Raw genomic sequence first — 15529 nt, forward strand, 5'->3', positions numbered from 1 at the left:
GTGATGGCGAGGGAACTATAGTACCGAAGTTCCTGATTCCACACTGCCAAGAAAAGCCTCTAGCGAGGTGTGAGGTGCCCGTACCGCAAACCGACACAGGTAGGCGAGGAGAGAATCCTAAGGTGAGCGAGAGAACTCTCGTTAAGGAACTCGGCAAAATGACCCCGTAACTTCGGGAGAAGGGGTGCTTTTTAGGGTGAATAGCCCGGAAAAGCCGCAGTGAATAGGCCCAGGCGACTGTTTAGCAAAAACACAGGTCTCTGCGAAGCCGCAAGGCGAAGTATAGGGGCTGACGCCTGCCCGGTGCTGGAAGGTTAAGGGGAGAGGTTAGCGCAAGCGAAGCTTTGAACTGAAGCCCCAGTAAACGGCGGCCGTAACTATAACGGTCCTAAGGTAGCGAAATTCCTTGTCGGGTAAGTTCCGACCCGCACGAAAGGCGTAACGATCTGGGCACTGTCTCAACGAGAGACTCGGTGAAATTATAGTACCTGTGAAGATGCAGGTTACCCGCGACAGGACGGAAAGACCCCGTGGAGCTTTACTGTAGCCTGATATTGAATTTTGGTACAGCTTGTACAGGATAGGTAGGAGCCTGAGAAGCCGGAGCGCCAGCTTCGGTGGAGGCGTCGGTGGGATACTACCCTGGCTGTATTGAAATTCTAACCCGCGGCCCTTATCGGGCCGGGAGACAGTGTCAGGTGGGCAGTTTGACTGGGGCGGTCGCCTCCTAAAATGTAACGGAGGCGCCCAAAGGTTCCCTCAGAATGGTTGGAAATCATTCGCAGAGTGTAAAGGCACAAGGGAGCTTGACTGCGAGACCTACAAGTCGAGCAGGGACGAAAGTCGGGCTTAGTGATCCGGTGGTTCCGCATGGAAGGGCCATCGCTCAACGGATAAAAGCTACCCCGGGGATAACAGGCTTATCTCCCCCAAGAGTCCACATCGACGGGGAGGTTTGGCACCTCGATGTCGGCTCATCGCATCCTGGGGCTGTAGTCGGTCCCAAGGGTTGGGCTGTTCGCCCATTAAAGCGGTACGCGAGCTGGGTTCAGAACGTCGTGAGACAGTTCGGTCCCTATCCGTCGTGGGCGCAGGAAATTTGAGAGGAGCTGTCCTTAGTACGAGAGGACCGGGATGGACGCACCGCTGGTGTACCAGTTGTCTTGCCAAAGGCATAGCTGGGTAGCTATGTGCGGAAGGGATAAGTGCTGAAAGCATCTAAGCATGAAGCCCCCCTCAAGATGAGATTTCCCTGTTACTTTGTAACGTAAGATCCCTGAAAGATGATCAGGTTGATAGGTCAGAGGTGGAAGCGCGGTGACGTGTGGAGCTGACTGATACTAATCGATCGAGGACTTAACCTATTTAATGCGTTAAACAAAGTGAATTGAATTATACATCGTTATCTAGTTTTGAAGGAATATAGTATTCCTAATAACTTTATACAAAGTTAGAGGGTTTCGAGGAACGAACAGTTCAAGGAATCAATTGAGGAGACACCGGACTTTCACAGGAAGTGATGACTTAGGCGTTTCGCACAGGACGTGCGAGTATTTAGCCTAAGAACCTTAATGTAGAGTGAGGATGTTGACAATTGAGATGACGCAGAAATGTGAAGTTCATCGGAAGCCGTAAACCATTTATCTGGTAATGATGGCGAAGAGGTCACACCCGTTCCCATGCCGAACACGGAAGTTAAGCTCTTCAGCGCCGATGGTAGTTGGGGGTTTCCCCCTGTGAGAGTAGGACGTTGCCAGGTAAAGGCCCCTTATTTGGGGCTATTATTTTGCTTTATTTGAATTGGTGAAAATTGGCCCGTTGGTCAAGCGGTTAAGACACCGCCCTTTCACGGCGGTAACACGGGTTCGAATCCCGTACGGGTCACCATATTAAATCGGAGGATTAGCTCAGCTGGGAGAGCACCTGCCTTACAAGCAGGGGGTCGGCGGTTCGATCCCGTCATCCTCCACCATTTTTTAGAACACAAGTTAGACTCTCATAAGTTAGCATACCGAATATTGGGCGTCAAACCAGTCGTGTTTCAAACTACGAGCCATTAGCTCAGTTGGTAGAGCACGAACGAGTATACTGCGAAGCGAAACATCAGCGCACAAATTGAACCGCTTCTTGACTAAGCTTTCTGAAATTTGGGCGTCGAAAACTAAGAGTGTTTTGAAACTACGAGCCATTAGCTCAGTCGGTAGAGCATCTGACTTTTAATCAGAGGGTCGAAGGTTCGAGTCCTTCATGGCTCACCATATTACACACCGTGCGGGTGTGGCGGAATTGGCAGACGCGCTAGACTTAGGATCTAGTGTCCTTGTGACGTGGGGGTTCAAGTCCCTTCACCCGCACCAGTTAAATAATGCGGAAGTAGTTCAGTGGTAGAACACCACCTTGCCAAGGTGGGGGTCGCGGGTTCGAATCCCGTCTTCCGCTCTTTAGAAATGCCGGGGTGGCGGAACTGGCAGACGCACAGGACTTAAAATCCTGCGGTAGGTGACTACCGTACCGGTTCGATTCCGGTCCTCGGCACCAATTATACTATAAAGATTAAAATGCGCCCGTAGCTCAATTGGATAGAGCGTTTGACTACGGATCAAAAGGTTAGGGGTTCGACTCCTCTCGGGCGCGCCATTTCTAGAAGTAAGAAATCGAAAGTCAGAAGTTAGATTAAAGGCTTTGATTCGAAGCAGTACTTAAAAATTTTTGACCTCTCACATCTTACCTCTGGTATCTAGAACGGGAAGTAGCTCAGCTTGGTAGAGCACTTGGTTTGGGACCAAGGGGTCGCAGGTTCGAATCCTGTCTTCCCGACCATTTTCTTAAATGTTTTTGGGGCCTTAGCTCAGCTGGGAGAGCGCCTGCTTTGCACGCAGGAGGTCAGCGGTTCGATCCCGCTAGGCTCCACTTAGTTTTACTTTTTGGCGGTGTAGCTCAGCTGGCTAGAGCGTACGGTTCATACCCGTGAGGTCGTGGGTTCGATTCCCTCCGCCGCTATAGAAATATAATAAGGCTATCAATTTGTACTTGAAATTGACAGTTTTAATTTGTTGATTGGACCCTTAGCTCAGTTGGTTAGAGCAGACGGCTCATAACCGTCCGGTCGTAGGTTCGAGTCCTACAGGGTCCATTGTAATAAGGAGGAATACCCAAGTCCGGCTGAAGGGATCGGTCTTGAAAACCGACAGGGGTGTCAAAGCCCGCGGGGGTTCGAATCCCCCTTCCTCCTCCATATTTAATATTATCGTCGCAGGGTGGAGCACGAACGAATATGCTTCACTGAATAATCATCAGCGTACCGATTGAGCTGCTTCTTGAATCAGCATCCTGAAATCGGGACGGTCTCTATTAGGCAATATCTAAGAGCATAGATAAACTTTAATTTATATTATCGTCGCGGGGTGGAGCAGTCTGGTAGCTCGTCGGGCTCATAACCCGAAGGTCGCAGGTTCAAATCCTGCCTCCGCAACCAAAATGGTCCGGTAGTTCAGTTGGTTAGAATGCCTGCCTGTCACGCAGGAGGTCGCGGGTTCGAGTCCCGTCCGGACCGCCATTTTAAAATTCCTAATCTAGAGTAAAAGGGTTTCAATAAGCGAGAAGGTCGAGGAAGCGATTGAATGAACACCGGAGCGTATGACAATACGTGAGGATGTGAATGAATGAGCTGACGAAGAGATTTGAAGATTAGCGGAAGCCGAAAACTATTTGGCTCGGTAGCTCAGTCGGTAGAGCACGACTGAATAAGCTTCCTTGAAATAGCATCAGCGTACTCATCGAGCTGCTCCTTGAAATAGCTTCCTGAGATGAGGACGATTAACAAATTATAAAAGAGAAAATGCTTTAAATGAAAAGGATTAAACTTTGGTTCGTTAAACTAAAAACTTATTTTTAACTAAAAATACTACACAATATTAAGGCTCGGTAGCTCAGTTGGTAGAGCAATGGACTGAAAATCCATGTGTCGGCGGTTCGATTCCGTCCCGAGCCACCACCATTAAACTTCATAACTTCTAAAGCATTACGGAGGGGTAGCGAAGTGGCTAAACGCGGCGGACTGTAAATCCGCTCCTTAGGGTTCGGCAGTTCGAATCTGCCCCCCTCCACCATTTAATAGGGGTATAGTTTAATGGTAAAACGAAGGTCTCCAAAACCTTTGATGTGGGTTCGATTCCTACTACCCCTGCCAATTTCATAATGGCGGTTGTGGCGAAGTGGTTAACGCATCGGATTGTGGTTCCGACATTCGTGGGTTCGATTCCCATCAGCCGCCCCATTTTCGTTTTGAATTATGAGTATTACTTTTTATAAGACATATAATTTTATTCTTGCTGAATAGTGTATAAACATAGAGTTTAGTAAACTCCGTTATATATAGACACAAGCCCGTTACACAGTTTTAAGGTGTACTTAGTCGTCGACGGTATTTCGTGATATTTCCTGTCAGAAATATCCCAAAATATCCTCTTGCGGTGATTAATCATGTAGCATATTCATGGAAGTATTTCATGAGCTTCTCAATGGGCTATAGCCAAGCGGTAAGGCAACGGACTTTGACTCCGTGATGCGCTGGTTCGAATCCAGCTAGCCCAGCCATTCTTTAAGGCATCATAGCCAAGTGGTAAGGCAGAGGTCTGCAAAACCTTTATCCCCGGTTCAAATCCGGGTGGTGCCTCCAATAATTTATAATAAGCGGGTGTAGTTTAGTGGTAAAACCTCAGCCTTCCAAGCTGATGATGAGGGTTCGATTCCCTTCACCCGCTCCAAATACGGGCCTATAGCTCAGCTGGTTAGAGCGCACGCCTGATAAGCGTGAGGTCGATGGTTCAAGTCCATTTAGGCCCATCCTATACCTGTACTTCTTATTCCGCAGTAGCTCAGTGGTAGAGCTATCGGCTGTTAACCGATCGGTCGTAGGTTCGAATCCTACCTGCGGAGCCAATTAGCTTCAAAATTATGTCCCAGTAGCTCAGCTGGATAGAGCACGAACGAATTCGCTTCCATGAAATGACATCAGCGTACCGATTGAGCTGCATCTTGAATCATCTTTCTGAAATCGGGACGATAACAAATTTAGTATTTAAAACTTTATATGTTCTTTAAATTAAGTCCCAGTAGCTCAGCTGGATAGAGCAACGGCCTTCTAAGCCGTCGGTCGGGAGTTCGAATCTCTCCTGGGACGCCATTATATCATACATAGTCACCTTTCATTTTGAATGAAAGGTTTTCTTTTTAATCAGTTACCTAATAAATACATGTTGGCATGCTTGTTGAACATATAGAAAGGGCTGTTCATAGGTCATAATGACTTATTGATCAGCCCTTTTTCTATTACAGAACCGATCCTTTATGTCATATAATACGAATTTCACATAAAAACAATGTGGTTGGTCTTCAACAATATGCGCTTAGGTCGTTAGAAAAGAAATTTTTTGAACAAGATGTTAAAGTGATTTAAATTTTTAGGAAATAAAGGTACTATTAAGATAGATAAGCTATATGTAATCAAGCCTTTAACCATATAGTGCTCTTTTTGCTTTGAAGTATTTGAGAGGGGAAAATTGATGGAAAAATCAAGTCAATCAAAGAGTGGAACATTTAAAAAGCTTATTTTAAATAATCGATTTGTATTGTTCTTAATGATACTATTATTAATTGGGATAAATATATTAATTTTTCGAGAGGTTTCATTTATCTTTACACCATTAGAGGTATTGTTCAAAACGGTGTTATTACCCATCATGATGGCAACAGTGCTTTACTATTTGTTAAATCCAGTGGTGAACTATCTTGAAAAATTAAAAGTAAAAAGGGTATTTTCCATTCTCTTGCTATATTTGCTTATTATTGGGTTGATCAGCATCCTGATCGTCTCTGTTATACCTTTTTTAAGAGAGCAAATTATGAGTTTGGTCCAAAGCTTTCCGGAATATACAAGAGACGTAGAGGAGTTAATTAAAACGGTAGTTGGAAGCCAGTTTGTGAATGAGGCTCAAAAAACGCTGAATATAAATGTACCAGACTTTGCTAACAATATTTCAAATCAGGTATCAAAATTACTCAATAATACATGGAGTGGAATTGGGGTTTTTGTAGGAGCCGTAAAGGATTTTTTATTGGCATTAATTATTATGCCTTTTATCCTATTTTATTTATTAAAGGATGGAAAGAGACTGCCTTCTTACATTTTAAGTTTGCTTCCAGTGCCATTACGAAGTCAGACTTTTGATGTAATGAAGGAAATTAATACAAGTATTAGTCTTTACATTAGAGGTCAGATTATTGTTAGTTTTTGTATCGGGCTTCTATTATTTGTAGGATTTTTAATCATAGGGCTTGATTATGCGTCATTATTGGCTTTAATTGCTGCCTTTACAAGCATTGTTCCTTATTTGGGACCGGCTATTGCGATTACACCAGCATTAATCATCGCGATTGTGACCTCGCCAATCATGCTGCTTAAACTAATTATTGTTTGGACAATTGTTCAGCTTGTTGAGGGAAAGTTTATTTCACCGCAAATAATGGGAAGAAATCTTCATATTCATCCTATTACAATCATCTTTGTTATTTTAACGGCAGGTAATTTATTTGGTATTCTCGGGATTATTTTAGCTGTCCCTGGATATGCGGTATTAAAGGTTATTATTACCCATCTCTTTGAGTGGTTAAAAGCTAGAAGTGAATTATATAATGATTAAGCAAGTATATAAGAAACACAGAAACTCTGTGTTTTTTTTTTGTTTTTGAACAGAATAATTTAGAGTATAATCATGCCTAATGTTAAGATTTTGTAAATTTTATTTAAATTTATTGTAAATTCGACAAAATTCACTAAAATAAGACTTTGGGTGAAGAAAAAATAGAAGAATTTTTTGGAGGGTTTCCTAATGGTGTTTGGTTCGAAAAAAGATATGTTTTTTGAGAAATTATTATTGATTGCCAAAAATTTAGAGGAGTCTGCAAAGTACTTAGTAGATCTTAAAGTAAAAAGTGTTAGTGACCTAAAAGAAATCGCTTCGGTCATGAAGGGGTATGAAAGTAAGGGAGATACTTATATACATGAGTTAATTGTAGATTTAAATAAAACATTCATAACTCCGATTGAACGTGAGGACATTCTTCAATTGGCTATGAAAATGGATGATATATTAGATGGCTTAGAGCAATGTGTAGCTTATTATGAGATGTTCTCCTTTACACAATTTGATGAATATATCGATAAATTTGTATTGTATATTCACAACAGTTCAATAGAAGTTACGAAAGCAATGGAGTTATTGTCTAATAAAAAGTTACTTGATATGCGCGTGCATTCAATTGAGATTAAAGATATCGAATCAAAATGTGATGAATTATTGAGAGTGTCAATTAAACAGTTATTTTCTACTGAAAAGGATGCAATTAAAATTATTCAGCGCAAGGAAATTTATGAAATGCTTGAAAAGGTTACGGATAGCTGCCAGGATGTAGCAAATACAATTGAAACCATTATCATGCGTAACGCATAAGGGAGCTTTAAGAATCATATGGATACTATTTTAATACTAACAATATTAGTTGTAATTTGTGCGTTGGCATTTGATTTTATCAATGGGTTCCATGATACTGCAAATGCGATTGCAACATCAGTATCTACCCGGGCATTATCACCTAGAAAAGCGATAATTTTAGCGGCGGTCATGAACTTTATTGGTGCGCTAACCTTTACAGGTGTAGCAAAAACAATTACAAAGGATATTGTCGATCCTTTTGCATTGGAAAACGGTTCTGTTATCATATTGGCCGCTTTAATTGCCGCAATTGCCTGGAATCTTATTACATGGTACTACGGGATCCCGAGCAGTTCATCCCATGCATTAATTGGATCGATTGCCGGTGCAGCGATTTCAGCTGCTGGCGTTGGGATCCTTAATTGGAACGGCTTTATGAAAATTCTTCAGGCCTTGGTCATTTCACCTTTCTTAGCGTTGGGTGTAGGATTTATCATGATGAGCCTTTTTGCAGTCCTTTTCAGAAAGACAAATTTATATAAATCGAATAAACGTTTTCGAGTGTTTCAAATTGTAACAGCGGCTTTACAATCATTTACCCACGGAACAAACGATGCCCAAAAGGCAATGGGAATTATAACAATGGCACTTATTGCAGCAAATTATCATACCTCTGAAGACATACCTTTGTGGGTCCGAATTTCTGCAGCTTTAGCTATGGGGATCGGAACATCAATTGGCGGCTGGAAAATCATTAAAACGGTTGGCGGCAAAATCATGAAAATCCGTCCAGTAAATGGTGCGGCGGCTGATTTATCTTCAGCATTAATTATTTTTGGTGCAACAACCATTCATCTTCCAGTTAGTACAACCCATGTTATCTCTTCAGCGATTATGGGGGTTGGTTCAGCCCAGCGCGTTAAAGGAGTAAAATGGGGAGTAGCACGAAAAATTATCATAACATGGGTAATTACGCTGCCAATTTCAGCACTTTTAGCGGGAATTACCTACCAAATATTAAATATATTCTTTTAATAAAAACGAAATTCAAAAGGGTCTGATTCCGTATGCATAATATGACTTCTGATTGTTGAAAGTCCTATAAATTGTGTTAGCGGGTCTGACCCTTTGTTTTAGTGCCATAAAAAATACATAAAACGAAAAGAATAAAAACTTTACTTTTTCTAAAAAACATGGTGATAATAATAGTTGGGCATAAATCGGAAAAGCAGATTGGTAATTGAAGAAATTGGGAACATTATATAGAGAGCGAAAACAGTGAACTTTAAGAATCGTTGGTTCATAAATACATACTAGTAGGATGATGGGGATGAAAAAAGCTAGAATAATCTATAATCCAACTTCAGGGCGTGAGCTTTTTAAAAAGTATTTACCTGAAGTATTGCAAAAATTTGAACAGGCTGGATATGAAACTTCATGTCATGCAACAACTTGTGAAGGTGATGCGATTCAGGCTGCACGGTCAGCAGGTGAACGAGGCTTTGATCTGATTGTTGCAGCTGGTGGAGATGGGACAATTAATGAAGTTGTAAATGGTATTGCAGAGCTTGAAGTAAGGCCGCAGCTTGCTGTCATACCTGTTGGAACAACAAATGACTTTGCAAGGGCAATAGGGATCCCATTAAATAATGTCATTCAAGCTGTTGAGATGATCTTAGAAGGAGAACCGCAAAAAATAGATATAGGCCGGGTAAATGAGCAATATTTTATCAATATTGCTGGCGGCGGCCGATTGACAGAGCTTACGTATGAAGTTCCTAGCAAGCTTAAAACAATGGTAGGGCAACTCGCTTACTATTTAAAAGGGATGGAAATGTTGCCATCAATTCGTCCTACTGAAGTGGAAATTGAATATGATGGAAAGCTGTTTCAAGGTGAAATCATGTTATTCCTTGTTTCGCTTACAAATTCAGTAGGCGGATTTGAAAAGCTCGCACCAGATTCGAAGCTAAACGATGGCATGTTTGATTTATTAATTTTGAAAAAAGCAAATTTAGCGGAATTTATTCGAGTGGCAAGCCTTGCAATAAGAGGTGAGCATATTAATGATGAACATATTCTTTATACGAAAGCCAATCGTGTTAAGGTCACAACACATGATAAAATGCAGCTTAATTTAGATGGCGAATACGGCGGCTTGCTTCCTGGGGAATTCGAAAACTTGTATCAGCATATTGAAGTAAGAATGTCACAGGAAAAAGCAAGACAAATGGAGGAATAAGAAAACTTGGCAGAGTAGGGGCCAAGTTTTTTTCGTGAAGTCCATTATGTTAAAATGAACGAAAGTAGTTTGAATGTAAAGGAAGAACAATATGTCTAAATTACAAGCACCAGTGATGAAAAATGAATACTATGATGTGACCTTTGAGGATCTCACACATGAGGGTGCAGGTGTCGCAAAAATCGAGGGTTTCCCTGTTTTTGTAGAAAATGCGCTTCCAGACGAGCGTGGAAAAATAAAAGTGATTAAGGTAAAAAAGGGTTTTGCCTACGGTCGTTTAATTGAGCTGTATGAAAAAAGTAAAAATCGCGTGGAAGCACCATGCCCTATCTATTCTCAATGCGGAGGATGCCAGCTTCAGCACGTAAGCTACGAAGGGCAGCTTGACTTTAAGAAAAAGCAAGTAGAGCAAGTGCTTGCACGGATTGGAAAACTGGATCTGAACAAAGTAAAGGTTCATCCGACACTTGGCATGAACGATCCATGGAATTATCGCAACAAGGCACAGGTGCCAATAGGTGAACGGGAAGGCGGACTTGTCGCAGGCTTCTACCAAAAACGAAGCCACGATATTATTGATATGGAGCGCTGTCTCATTCAGCAAGCAGAAAATGACGAGGTTGTTAAAGCTGTAAAGAAAATCTGCGAGCAGTACGGTATCCGTGCATACAATGAGGAAAAGCATAAAGGCTGGCTTCGTCATATTATGGTACGTTATGGATTGGTTACGCAAGAAATGATGGTCGTGTTTGTTACGAAAACAGCGGACTTTCCTCATAAGAATGACATTATCAATAAAATAACGAAGCAATTTCCCCATGTAAAGTCAATCGTGCAAAATATTAATAATAAACGTACGAATGTCATTTTCGGTGATGAGACAAAGATTCTTTGGGGCGACGAATATATTTATGACAAAATTGGAGAGATAAAATTTGCGATTTCAGCACGGTCCTTTTATCAGGTGAACCCTGAGCAAACAAAGGTGCTGTATGAGAAGGCGTTGAAGTATGCCGGATTAACAGGTGCTGAATCTGTCATTGATGCCTATTGTGGAATCGGAACCATTTCTTTATTTCTTGCTCAAAAAGCGAAAAACGTATTTGGCGTTGAAATTGTGCCTGAAGCAATTGAGGATGCAAAGCGGAATGCAGAGCTTAACGGATTTACAAACGCCGAATTTGCCGTTGGCGAGGCAGAGGTAGTGATCCCAGAGTGGTACAAGCAAGGAAACAAAGCAGATGTTATTGTAGTGGATCCGCCACGTAAAGGCTGTGATGAAGCGCTGCTTAAGACGATCTTGGATATGAAGCCGAAGCGGGTGGTTTATGTGTCCTGTAACCCTGGGACGCTGGCAAGGGACCTGCAAGTGCTTGAGCAGGGCGGTTATGAGACGGTTGAGGTGCAGCCTGTTGATATGTTTCCGCATACGATGCATTGTGAAGCGGTCGCGTGGTTGGAGTTGGTATAATAGAAAAGCAGTTGATATAGAAAAAATCTATACCATCTGCTTTTTGGTTTATAAAAATACCATTCGTACCGATAGTTTTGCACAAATTATAAATGTCCAAATGTACTTGTATTTGTTAATAAGTTATTAAGCATGATATAAGTGTAAAAGAGTGGATCATTTGGCTTTATCCCACTCTTAACGGGCAGTAAGACCCCCATGTCAAGATGATGAGTATACAAAGTAGCTAGGTGGGGGATCAACTGCCCGTAAAGGTCCGATAAGGGCGACTAACCATCAGTGGGGGATGAGGGAAAAACCCAACTGATGGAAGTCTACTTTAAATTTTGTGACCGAGAGTTTGAAGTTGTATCCATAGTGAGAGGATTTGAGTTTGAAATGATAGATAATTTTTGGCGTGATTTACCGCGACCATTTTTTGTACTTGCACCAATGGAAGATGTGACAGATGTTGTTTTTCGTCATGTAGTAAGTGAAGCTGGTCGACCGGATGTATTTTTCACAGAGTTTACAAACTCGGATAGCTATTGTCATCCAGAGGGCATGAAAAGTGTGCGTGGCCGTTTGATTTTTACAGAAGATGAACAGCCAATGGTGGCACATATTTGGGGGGATAATCCCAAATATTTCCGTCAAATGAGTATTGGCATGGCAGAGCTAGGATTTAAAGGCATCGATATTAATATGGGCTGCCCTGTACCGAATGTGGCATCGAGAGGGAAAGGTAGTGGTCTTATTCTGCGTCCAGACGTTGCGGCAGAACTTATTCAAGCAGCAAAAACGGGCGGACTGCCTGTCAGCGTGAAAACACGACTTGGCTATAAGGAGGTTCAGGAGTGGGAGGAGTGGCTAACGCATATTTTAAAACAGGATATTGCGAACCTTTCTATTCATTTACGTACAAGAAAGGAAATGAGCCAAGTAGATGCGCATTGGGAGCTAATTCCGGAAATCAAAAAATTACGTGACCGTATCGCACCAGATACGATGCTAACAATCAATGGAGACATTCCTGACCGCCAAACTGGGCTGCAGCTTGCTGAACAATATGATATTGATGGAGTTATGATCGGACGAGGTATTTTTAAAAATCCTTTTGCTTTTGAAAAAGAGCCAAAAGAGCATAGCAGTAAAGAATATCTTGATCTTTTAAGACTGCATATTGATCTTCAAGATCAATATGCGGAAGCACTGCCACGTTCAATCACAGGGCTTCATCGCTTTTTCAAAATTTATGTCAAAGGATTCCGTGGAGCTGGCGAATTAAGAAATCAATTGATGAACACGAAATCAACAGATGAAGTGCGTGCATTACTTGATAACTTTGAAAAAGAATGTTAATGGGACGGGGACAGTGAAATGATGTAACTCTCAAAAAGTTAGAGAAAAAATGAATCACAGCAACTCATGTGTACTTATTTTATTCAGTTTCAAGTTCCTTTGCAGCCGGCAACTTTTGTTTCGATAAAGTCTGTTTCTAAAAGAAAAAGGTCTTTAGAATGTAATAAACCCACCAGCACCCTTGTGTTGCCACATACACTTGGCGCATGTGGAGTGCGTCTCGCAACTCATTTTAAAAGAAGGCAACTATCCCATATTTGGGTGTTGCCCTTTTCTTTCGTGTATTGGAATAACAAAACAGTATTGAATACCCATGTGGAGTGCTGTGCTCGTCAAAATATGGACGAGCTTTTCTAATATTTTATATTCAGTAATATTGAGAGTAGTGCACTTGAAGAATAGGGGATTTTAACCTCTCTAAGAATCTTCTATGGTAATGGATTAGAGGTTGAATACGGGGTTGTAACGGACCAGTGGGTTAAAGAGCCACTTGATGAAGGTACGAAGAATGTGGTTAAAAATGGCTTTAAGGTCGTAACTGAAAAAGAGAATATATTTTATAGTATAAAAATGTATTTAAATAATTTGTAACCCTATTCCTCAACTATGGCGCTAAGGATTGATTGCGCCTATTTTGCTTTATAAGGGAATTAGATTGAATAACACTTGGCACTTAAATTGGATATTTATGTTAAAATATGATTGGAATTGTGAAGGATTGTACTATTGAAGCAGGTTAATTTGAGCAGGGAAAAATAATATACTCATTTATGAAAGTTTTAGAAGGTTTAATAAGGAGGGCATTTTATGAGTTACAAGAATACTTTTATTACAGTTTCTGAAGATTCAACTGTTACTTCTGCTATTGTTCCTGTCCCAAGAAATAACAAGCCTACGATTGCTTCTATTCAATATGATTTAATCAAGAATAATCCTTACAAATATACTCAAGAAGATGTACAATTTAAAACTTATTTGATCAAAGAGCAAATAGAGTCAAATAATTTAAATGAATTACGTGAGCAGTATTTCACAAAACCTAAAGCCTGTTTTAGAGCTTCTCCATTAGTAAAAAAATATGGGTGGGGAATACACTATGATGATCATGGAAAAATTGCATTATTTGATGTTAATAGTGAAACGTATAATCAATTTCTCAATTTGGATAACATTACTCTACTAAAAGGTATGCGTTCGAAAAGAAAATAGGCAGTGGCCTCTTCTTTCTCCTTAAATCAAGAGTTAATCAAACTAAGAAGAGCATTGTGCCTGGGCAGGGCAGCGCATTTGCAAAAGCCTATTAAAAGAGTCCGCCACCATGAATAAAGTTTCCTGATGCTTACATGTCATTCACTGAAATCATATAATTAAAATATAAAAAGGAGCCCGCAGGCTCCTTTTCAAATTAGAAAGGAAAATGCTCAGCCCGGTAACAAGTGTCCCGCTCTTTTCCTTATACATATCGATTACGACCAGATAAGATTCCAAAGATCATCACAACGACTGAGACGACGATTAGCATGAGAATGGGAACTGTCCACATATGCGTTAGATCGTACAAATATCCGATGATCAAAGGGCCAACTGCAGCGAGTACATAACCTGTTGATTGTGTCATACCAGATAACTCTGCAGCCTGCTGACCGTTCCGAGCACGTAGACCTATATAGCTGAGAGCTAAGGGAAAGCTTCCTCCCAATGCAATCCCAATTAAGATGATACTTACAATTAAAATTGGATAGGTTGAGCCGAATAGTAAACCACTATAGCCAAGCACAGAGCACATGCTTAGTATAAATGCAATCCATACTTGTGATTCGAGGCGCCCTGCAAGGACTGGTATAAAAAAGCTGGCAGGCAATCCTACCAATTGAGTGAAGGAAAGCAACCATCCTGCAGTAGCTAAGCTTACCCCGTGACTATGTAAGATTTCAGGTAACCACGATATCGTTACATAGAATAAAAGAGACTGAAACCCCATGAATATGGCAATTTGCCAGGCAAGTAGTGTACGCCACATTTGCTTGGAATTAGTGGCTTGTCTTTGTCGGAAGATACTAGGATCGCTTTGATTATATTTAAAAAGAAAAGCCCACACGATGAGCGCAATGATAACAGGTAACCCCCATACAATTTGGGCTCCCTGCCATCCAAGGTTCAAGTCAGCTGCTAAAGGAACGCTAATCCCTGACGCTAAGGACGCAATCAATCCCATGGATGTTGAATAAACACTTGTCATCAGACCGAACCTTTTGGGGAATTTATCCTTTACAATTGCGGGTAAAAGGACATTTCCGATCGCGATACCGAAACCGACTAGCAGAGTCCCGGTAAAAAGGGTAAAAACCATTGGAATTGTGCGAATCGTAATACCGATTAATAGAACTGCTAAACCTATAAGTAAGGTCTTCTCATTTGTTAGCTGAGCTGCTATTTTAGGAACAAGTGGGGACATGATGGCAAATACGATTAATGGTAAGCTCATCAATAGTCCAGCACTCCAGTGTGCTAGTTTAACATCATTCTGAATCATTCCGAGTAAAGGTCCCAGAGAAGTAATCGCTGGGCGTAGATTGAAGGCAACAAGAATAATTCCCGCAATAAACAGATGTATATAAATTGAATGAATATGTGCCTTGACTTTCGCTAACATCATAAATCAAAACCTCCATTAACACAAACTTTATCAAGTATAGCATAAACAAAAATTCGGATGTAATGTACTTACTACTATTCGAAGCCCCTAACAAATAGGTAGGGGTTTTGCAAAGGTAAGAATCCTGTTCTATGCACAGGTTGTGTCCTGCATGGGTGTACATGGATGGATCGATTTCTAGGAGGAAATTTTAGTACGATATCTATAGTCTCCCGCGAGATTGTTTTCAGGTATGGTTTATCCTATTGTGATTTTGAATATTTAGATAATTACAAATATAAAAAATAATATTGTAATATATCAAAAAACTCACTATAATTCAATTA

General features: G+C 41.1%; 8 protein-coding genes, 24 tRNA genes and 2 rRNA genes (1 of these 34 only partly in view). 33 read left to right on the plus strand and 1 reads right to left on the minus strand.

Annotated features, from left to right (window positions below):
• The 33 genes from ACSVDH_RS02045 to ACSVDH_RS02205 all read left to right on the plus strand — a co-directional run.
• Positions 1–1364: ribosomal RNA gene (locus ACSVDH_RS02045) — 23S ribosomal RNA — on the plus strand; it begins 1568 nt to the left of the window's first position.
• 279 nt (positions 1365–1643) lie between these two features.
• Positions 1644–1759 (plus strand): 5S ribosomal RNA (gene rrf, locus ACSVDH_RS02050).
• Between the two features lie 53 nt (positions 1760–1812).
• A tRNA-Glu gene (locus ACSVDH_RS02055) sits at positions 1813–1887 on the plus strand.
• 9 nt (positions 1888–1896) lie between these two features.
• Positions 1897–1972 (plus strand) — tRNA-Val (locus tag ACSVDH_RS02060).
• Positions 1973–2182: 210 nt separating this feature from the next.
• A tRNA-Lys gene (locus tag ACSVDH_RS02065) sits at positions 2183–2258 on the plus strand.
• A 13-nt stretch (positions 2259–2271) separates the two neighbouring features.
• A tRNA-Leu gene (locus ACSVDH_RS02070) sits at positions 2272–2357 on the plus strand.
• A 10-nt stretch (positions 2358–2367) separates the two neighbouring features.
• A tRNA-Gly gene (locus ACSVDH_RS02075) sits at positions 2368–2439 on the plus strand.
• 10 nt (positions 2440–2449) lie between these two features.
• Positions 2450–2538: transfer RNA gene (locus ACSVDH_RS02080), tRNA-Leu, on the plus strand.
• Between the two features lie 22 nt (positions 2539–2560).
• Positions 2561–2637: transfer RNA gene (locus tag ACSVDH_RS02085), tRNA-Arg, on the plus strand.
• A 106-nt stretch (positions 2638–2743) separates the two neighbouring features.
• A tRNA-Pro gene (locus ACSVDH_RS02090) sits at positions 2744–2820 on the plus strand.
• A gap of 17 nt (positions 2821–2837) precedes the next feature.
• Positions 2838–2910, plus strand: a tRNA-Ala gene (locus tag ACSVDH_RS02095).
• Between the two features lie 16 nt (positions 2911–2926).
• Positions 2927–3000, plus strand: a tRNA-Met gene (locus ACSVDH_RS02100).
• A 59-nt stretch (positions 3001–3059) separates the two neighbouring features.
• Positions 3060–3133, plus strand: a tRNA-Ile gene (locus ACSVDH_RS02105).
• Between the two features lie 9 nt (positions 3134–3142).
• Positions 3143–3235, plus strand: a tRNA-Ser gene (locus ACSVDH_RS02110).
• A gap of 163 nt (positions 3236–3398) precedes the next feature.
• A tRNA-Met gene (locus tag ACSVDH_RS02115) sits at positions 3399–3475 on the plus strand.
• Between the two features lie 4 nt (positions 3476–3479).
• Positions 3480–3556: transfer RNA gene (locus ACSVDH_RS02120), tRNA-Asp, on the plus strand.
• A 362-nt stretch (positions 3557–3918) separates the two neighbouring features.
• A tRNA-Phe gene (locus ACSVDH_RS02125) sits at positions 3919–3994 on the plus strand.
• Positions 3995–4025: 31 nt separating this feature from the next.
• Positions 4026–4109: transfer RNA gene (locus tag ACSVDH_RS02130), tRNA-Tyr, on the plus strand.
• Positions 4110–4115: 6 nt separating this feature from the next.
• Positions 4116–4189 (plus strand) — tRNA-Trp (locus tag ACSVDH_RS02135).
• 11 nt (positions 4190–4200) lie between these two features.
• Positions 4201–4276 (plus strand) — tRNA-His (locus tag ACSVDH_RS02140).
• Between the two features lie 245 nt (positions 4277–4521).
• Positions 4522–4596, plus strand: a tRNA-Gln gene (locus ACSVDH_RS02145).
• 8 nt (positions 4597–4604) lie between these two features.
• Positions 4605–4678 (plus strand) — tRNA-Cys (locus tag ACSVDH_RS02150).
• 14 nt (positions 4679–4692) lie between these two features.
• Positions 4693–4766, plus strand: a tRNA-Gly gene (locus ACSVDH_RS02155).
• Between the two features lie 5 nt (positions 4767–4771).
• Positions 4772–4845, plus strand: a tRNA-Ile gene (locus tag ACSVDH_RS02160).
• Positions 4846–4866: 21 nt separating this feature from the next.
• A tRNA-Asn gene (locus ACSVDH_RS02165) sits at positions 4867–4941 on the plus strand.
• A gap of 167 nt (positions 4942–5108) precedes the next feature.
• Positions 5109–5185: transfer RNA gene (locus tag ACSVDH_RS02170), tRNA-Arg, on the plus strand.
• A 379-nt stretch (positions 5186–5564) separates the two neighbouring features.
• Positions 5565–6701: an AI-2E family transporter gene (locus ACSVDH_RS02175; protein ID WP_299095039.1), complete on the plus strand. Its 1137-nt coding sequence runs from the start codon at positions 5565–5567 to the stop codon at positions 6699–6701.
• A gap of 189 nt (positions 6702–6890) precedes the next feature.
• Positions 6891–7511, plus strand: a complete 621-nt coding sequence (locus ACSVDH_RS02180; protein ID WP_299095041.1) for a DUF47 domain-containing protein — start codon at positions 6891–6893, stop codon at positions 7509–7511.
• Between the two features lie 18 nt (positions 7512–7529).
• Positions 7530–8528, plus strand: coding sequence for an inorganic phosphate transporter (locus tag ACSVDH_RS02185; RefSeq protein ID WP_299095044.1), 999 nt, complete (start codon positions 7530–7532; stop codon positions 8526–8528).
• A 295-nt stretch (positions 8529–8823) separates the two neighbouring features.
• A complete protein-coding gene (locus tag ACSVDH_RS02190; protein WP_439253707.1) occupies positions 8824–9735 on the plus strand; it encodes a diacylglycerol kinase in 912 nt (303 codons plus the stop codon).
• Positions 9736–9826: 91 nt separating this feature from the next.
• Positions 9827–11206, plus strand: coding sequence for a 23S rRNA (uracil(1939)-C(5))-methyltransferase RlmD (gene rlmD / locus ACSVDH_RS02195; protein ID WP_439253706.1), 1380 nt, complete (start codon positions 9827–9829; stop codon positions 11204–11206).
• A gap of 378 nt (positions 11207–11584) precedes the next feature.
• Positions 11585–12547 (plus strand): tRNA dihydrouridine synthase, encoded by a 963-nt coding sequence (locus ACSVDH_RS02200; protein ID WP_439253705.1) that lies wholly within the window; start codon positions 11585–11587, stop codon positions 12545–12547.
• An 807-nt stretch (positions 12548–13354) separates the two neighbouring features.
• Complete coding sequence (locus ACSVDH_RS02205; RefSeq protein WP_439253704.1) at positions 13355–13756, plus strand: DUF6157 family protein; 402 nt, start codon at positions 13355–13357, stop codon at positions 13754–13756.
• 244 nt (positions 13757–14000) lie between these two features.
• Here the strand turns inward: ACSVDH_RS02205 and ACSVDH_RS02210 are convergent, their stop codons facing one another.
• On the minus strand, positions 14001–15203 hold the full coding sequence (locus tag ACSVDH_RS02210; RefSeq protein ID WP_439253703.1) for a CynX/NimT family MFS transporter: 1203 nt from the start codon (positions 15201–15203) through the stop codon (positions 14001–14003).
• Positions 15204–15529 lie beyond the last annotated feature (326 nt).

Origin of the sequence: Metabacillus sp. Hm71, assembly GCF_051842955.2 — a bacterium.
In the GTDB taxonomy this organism is placed as follows: domain Bacteria; phylum Bacillota; class Bacilli; order Bacillales; family Bacillaceae; genus Metabacillus.

Coding starts and splice junctions, on each gene's coding strand:
- ACSVDH_RS02175 (WP_299095039.1), top strand. CDS start 5,565: ATGGAAAAATCAAGTCAATCAAAGAGTGGAACATTTAAAAAGCTTATT.
- ACSVDH_RS02180 (WP_299095041.1), top strand. CDS start 6,891: ATGGTGTTTGGTTCGAAAAAAGATATGTTTTTTGAGAAATTATTATTG.
- ACSVDH_RS02185 (WP_299095044.1), top strand. CDS start 7,530: ATGGATACTATTTTAATACTAACAATATTAGTTGTAATTTGTGCGTTG.
- ACSVDH_RS02190 (WP_439253707.1), top strand. CDS start 8,824: ATGAAAAAAGCTAGAATAATCTATAATCCAACTTCAGGGCGTGAGCTT.
- rlmD (WP_439253706.1), top strand. CDS start 9,827: ATGTCTAAATTACAAGCACCAGTGATGAAAAATGAATACTATGATGTG.
- ACSVDH_RS02200 (WP_439253705.1), top strand. CDS start 11,585: ATGATAGATAATTTTTGGCGTGATTTACCGCGACCATTTTTTGTACTT.
- ACSVDH_RS02205 (WP_439253704.1), top strand. CDS start 13,355: ATGAGTTACAAGAATACTTTTATTACAGTTTCTGAAGATTCAACTGTT.
- ACSVDH_RS02210 (WP_439253703.1), bottom strand. CDS start 15,203: ATGATGTTAGCGAAAGTCAAGGCACATATTCATTCAATTTATATACAT.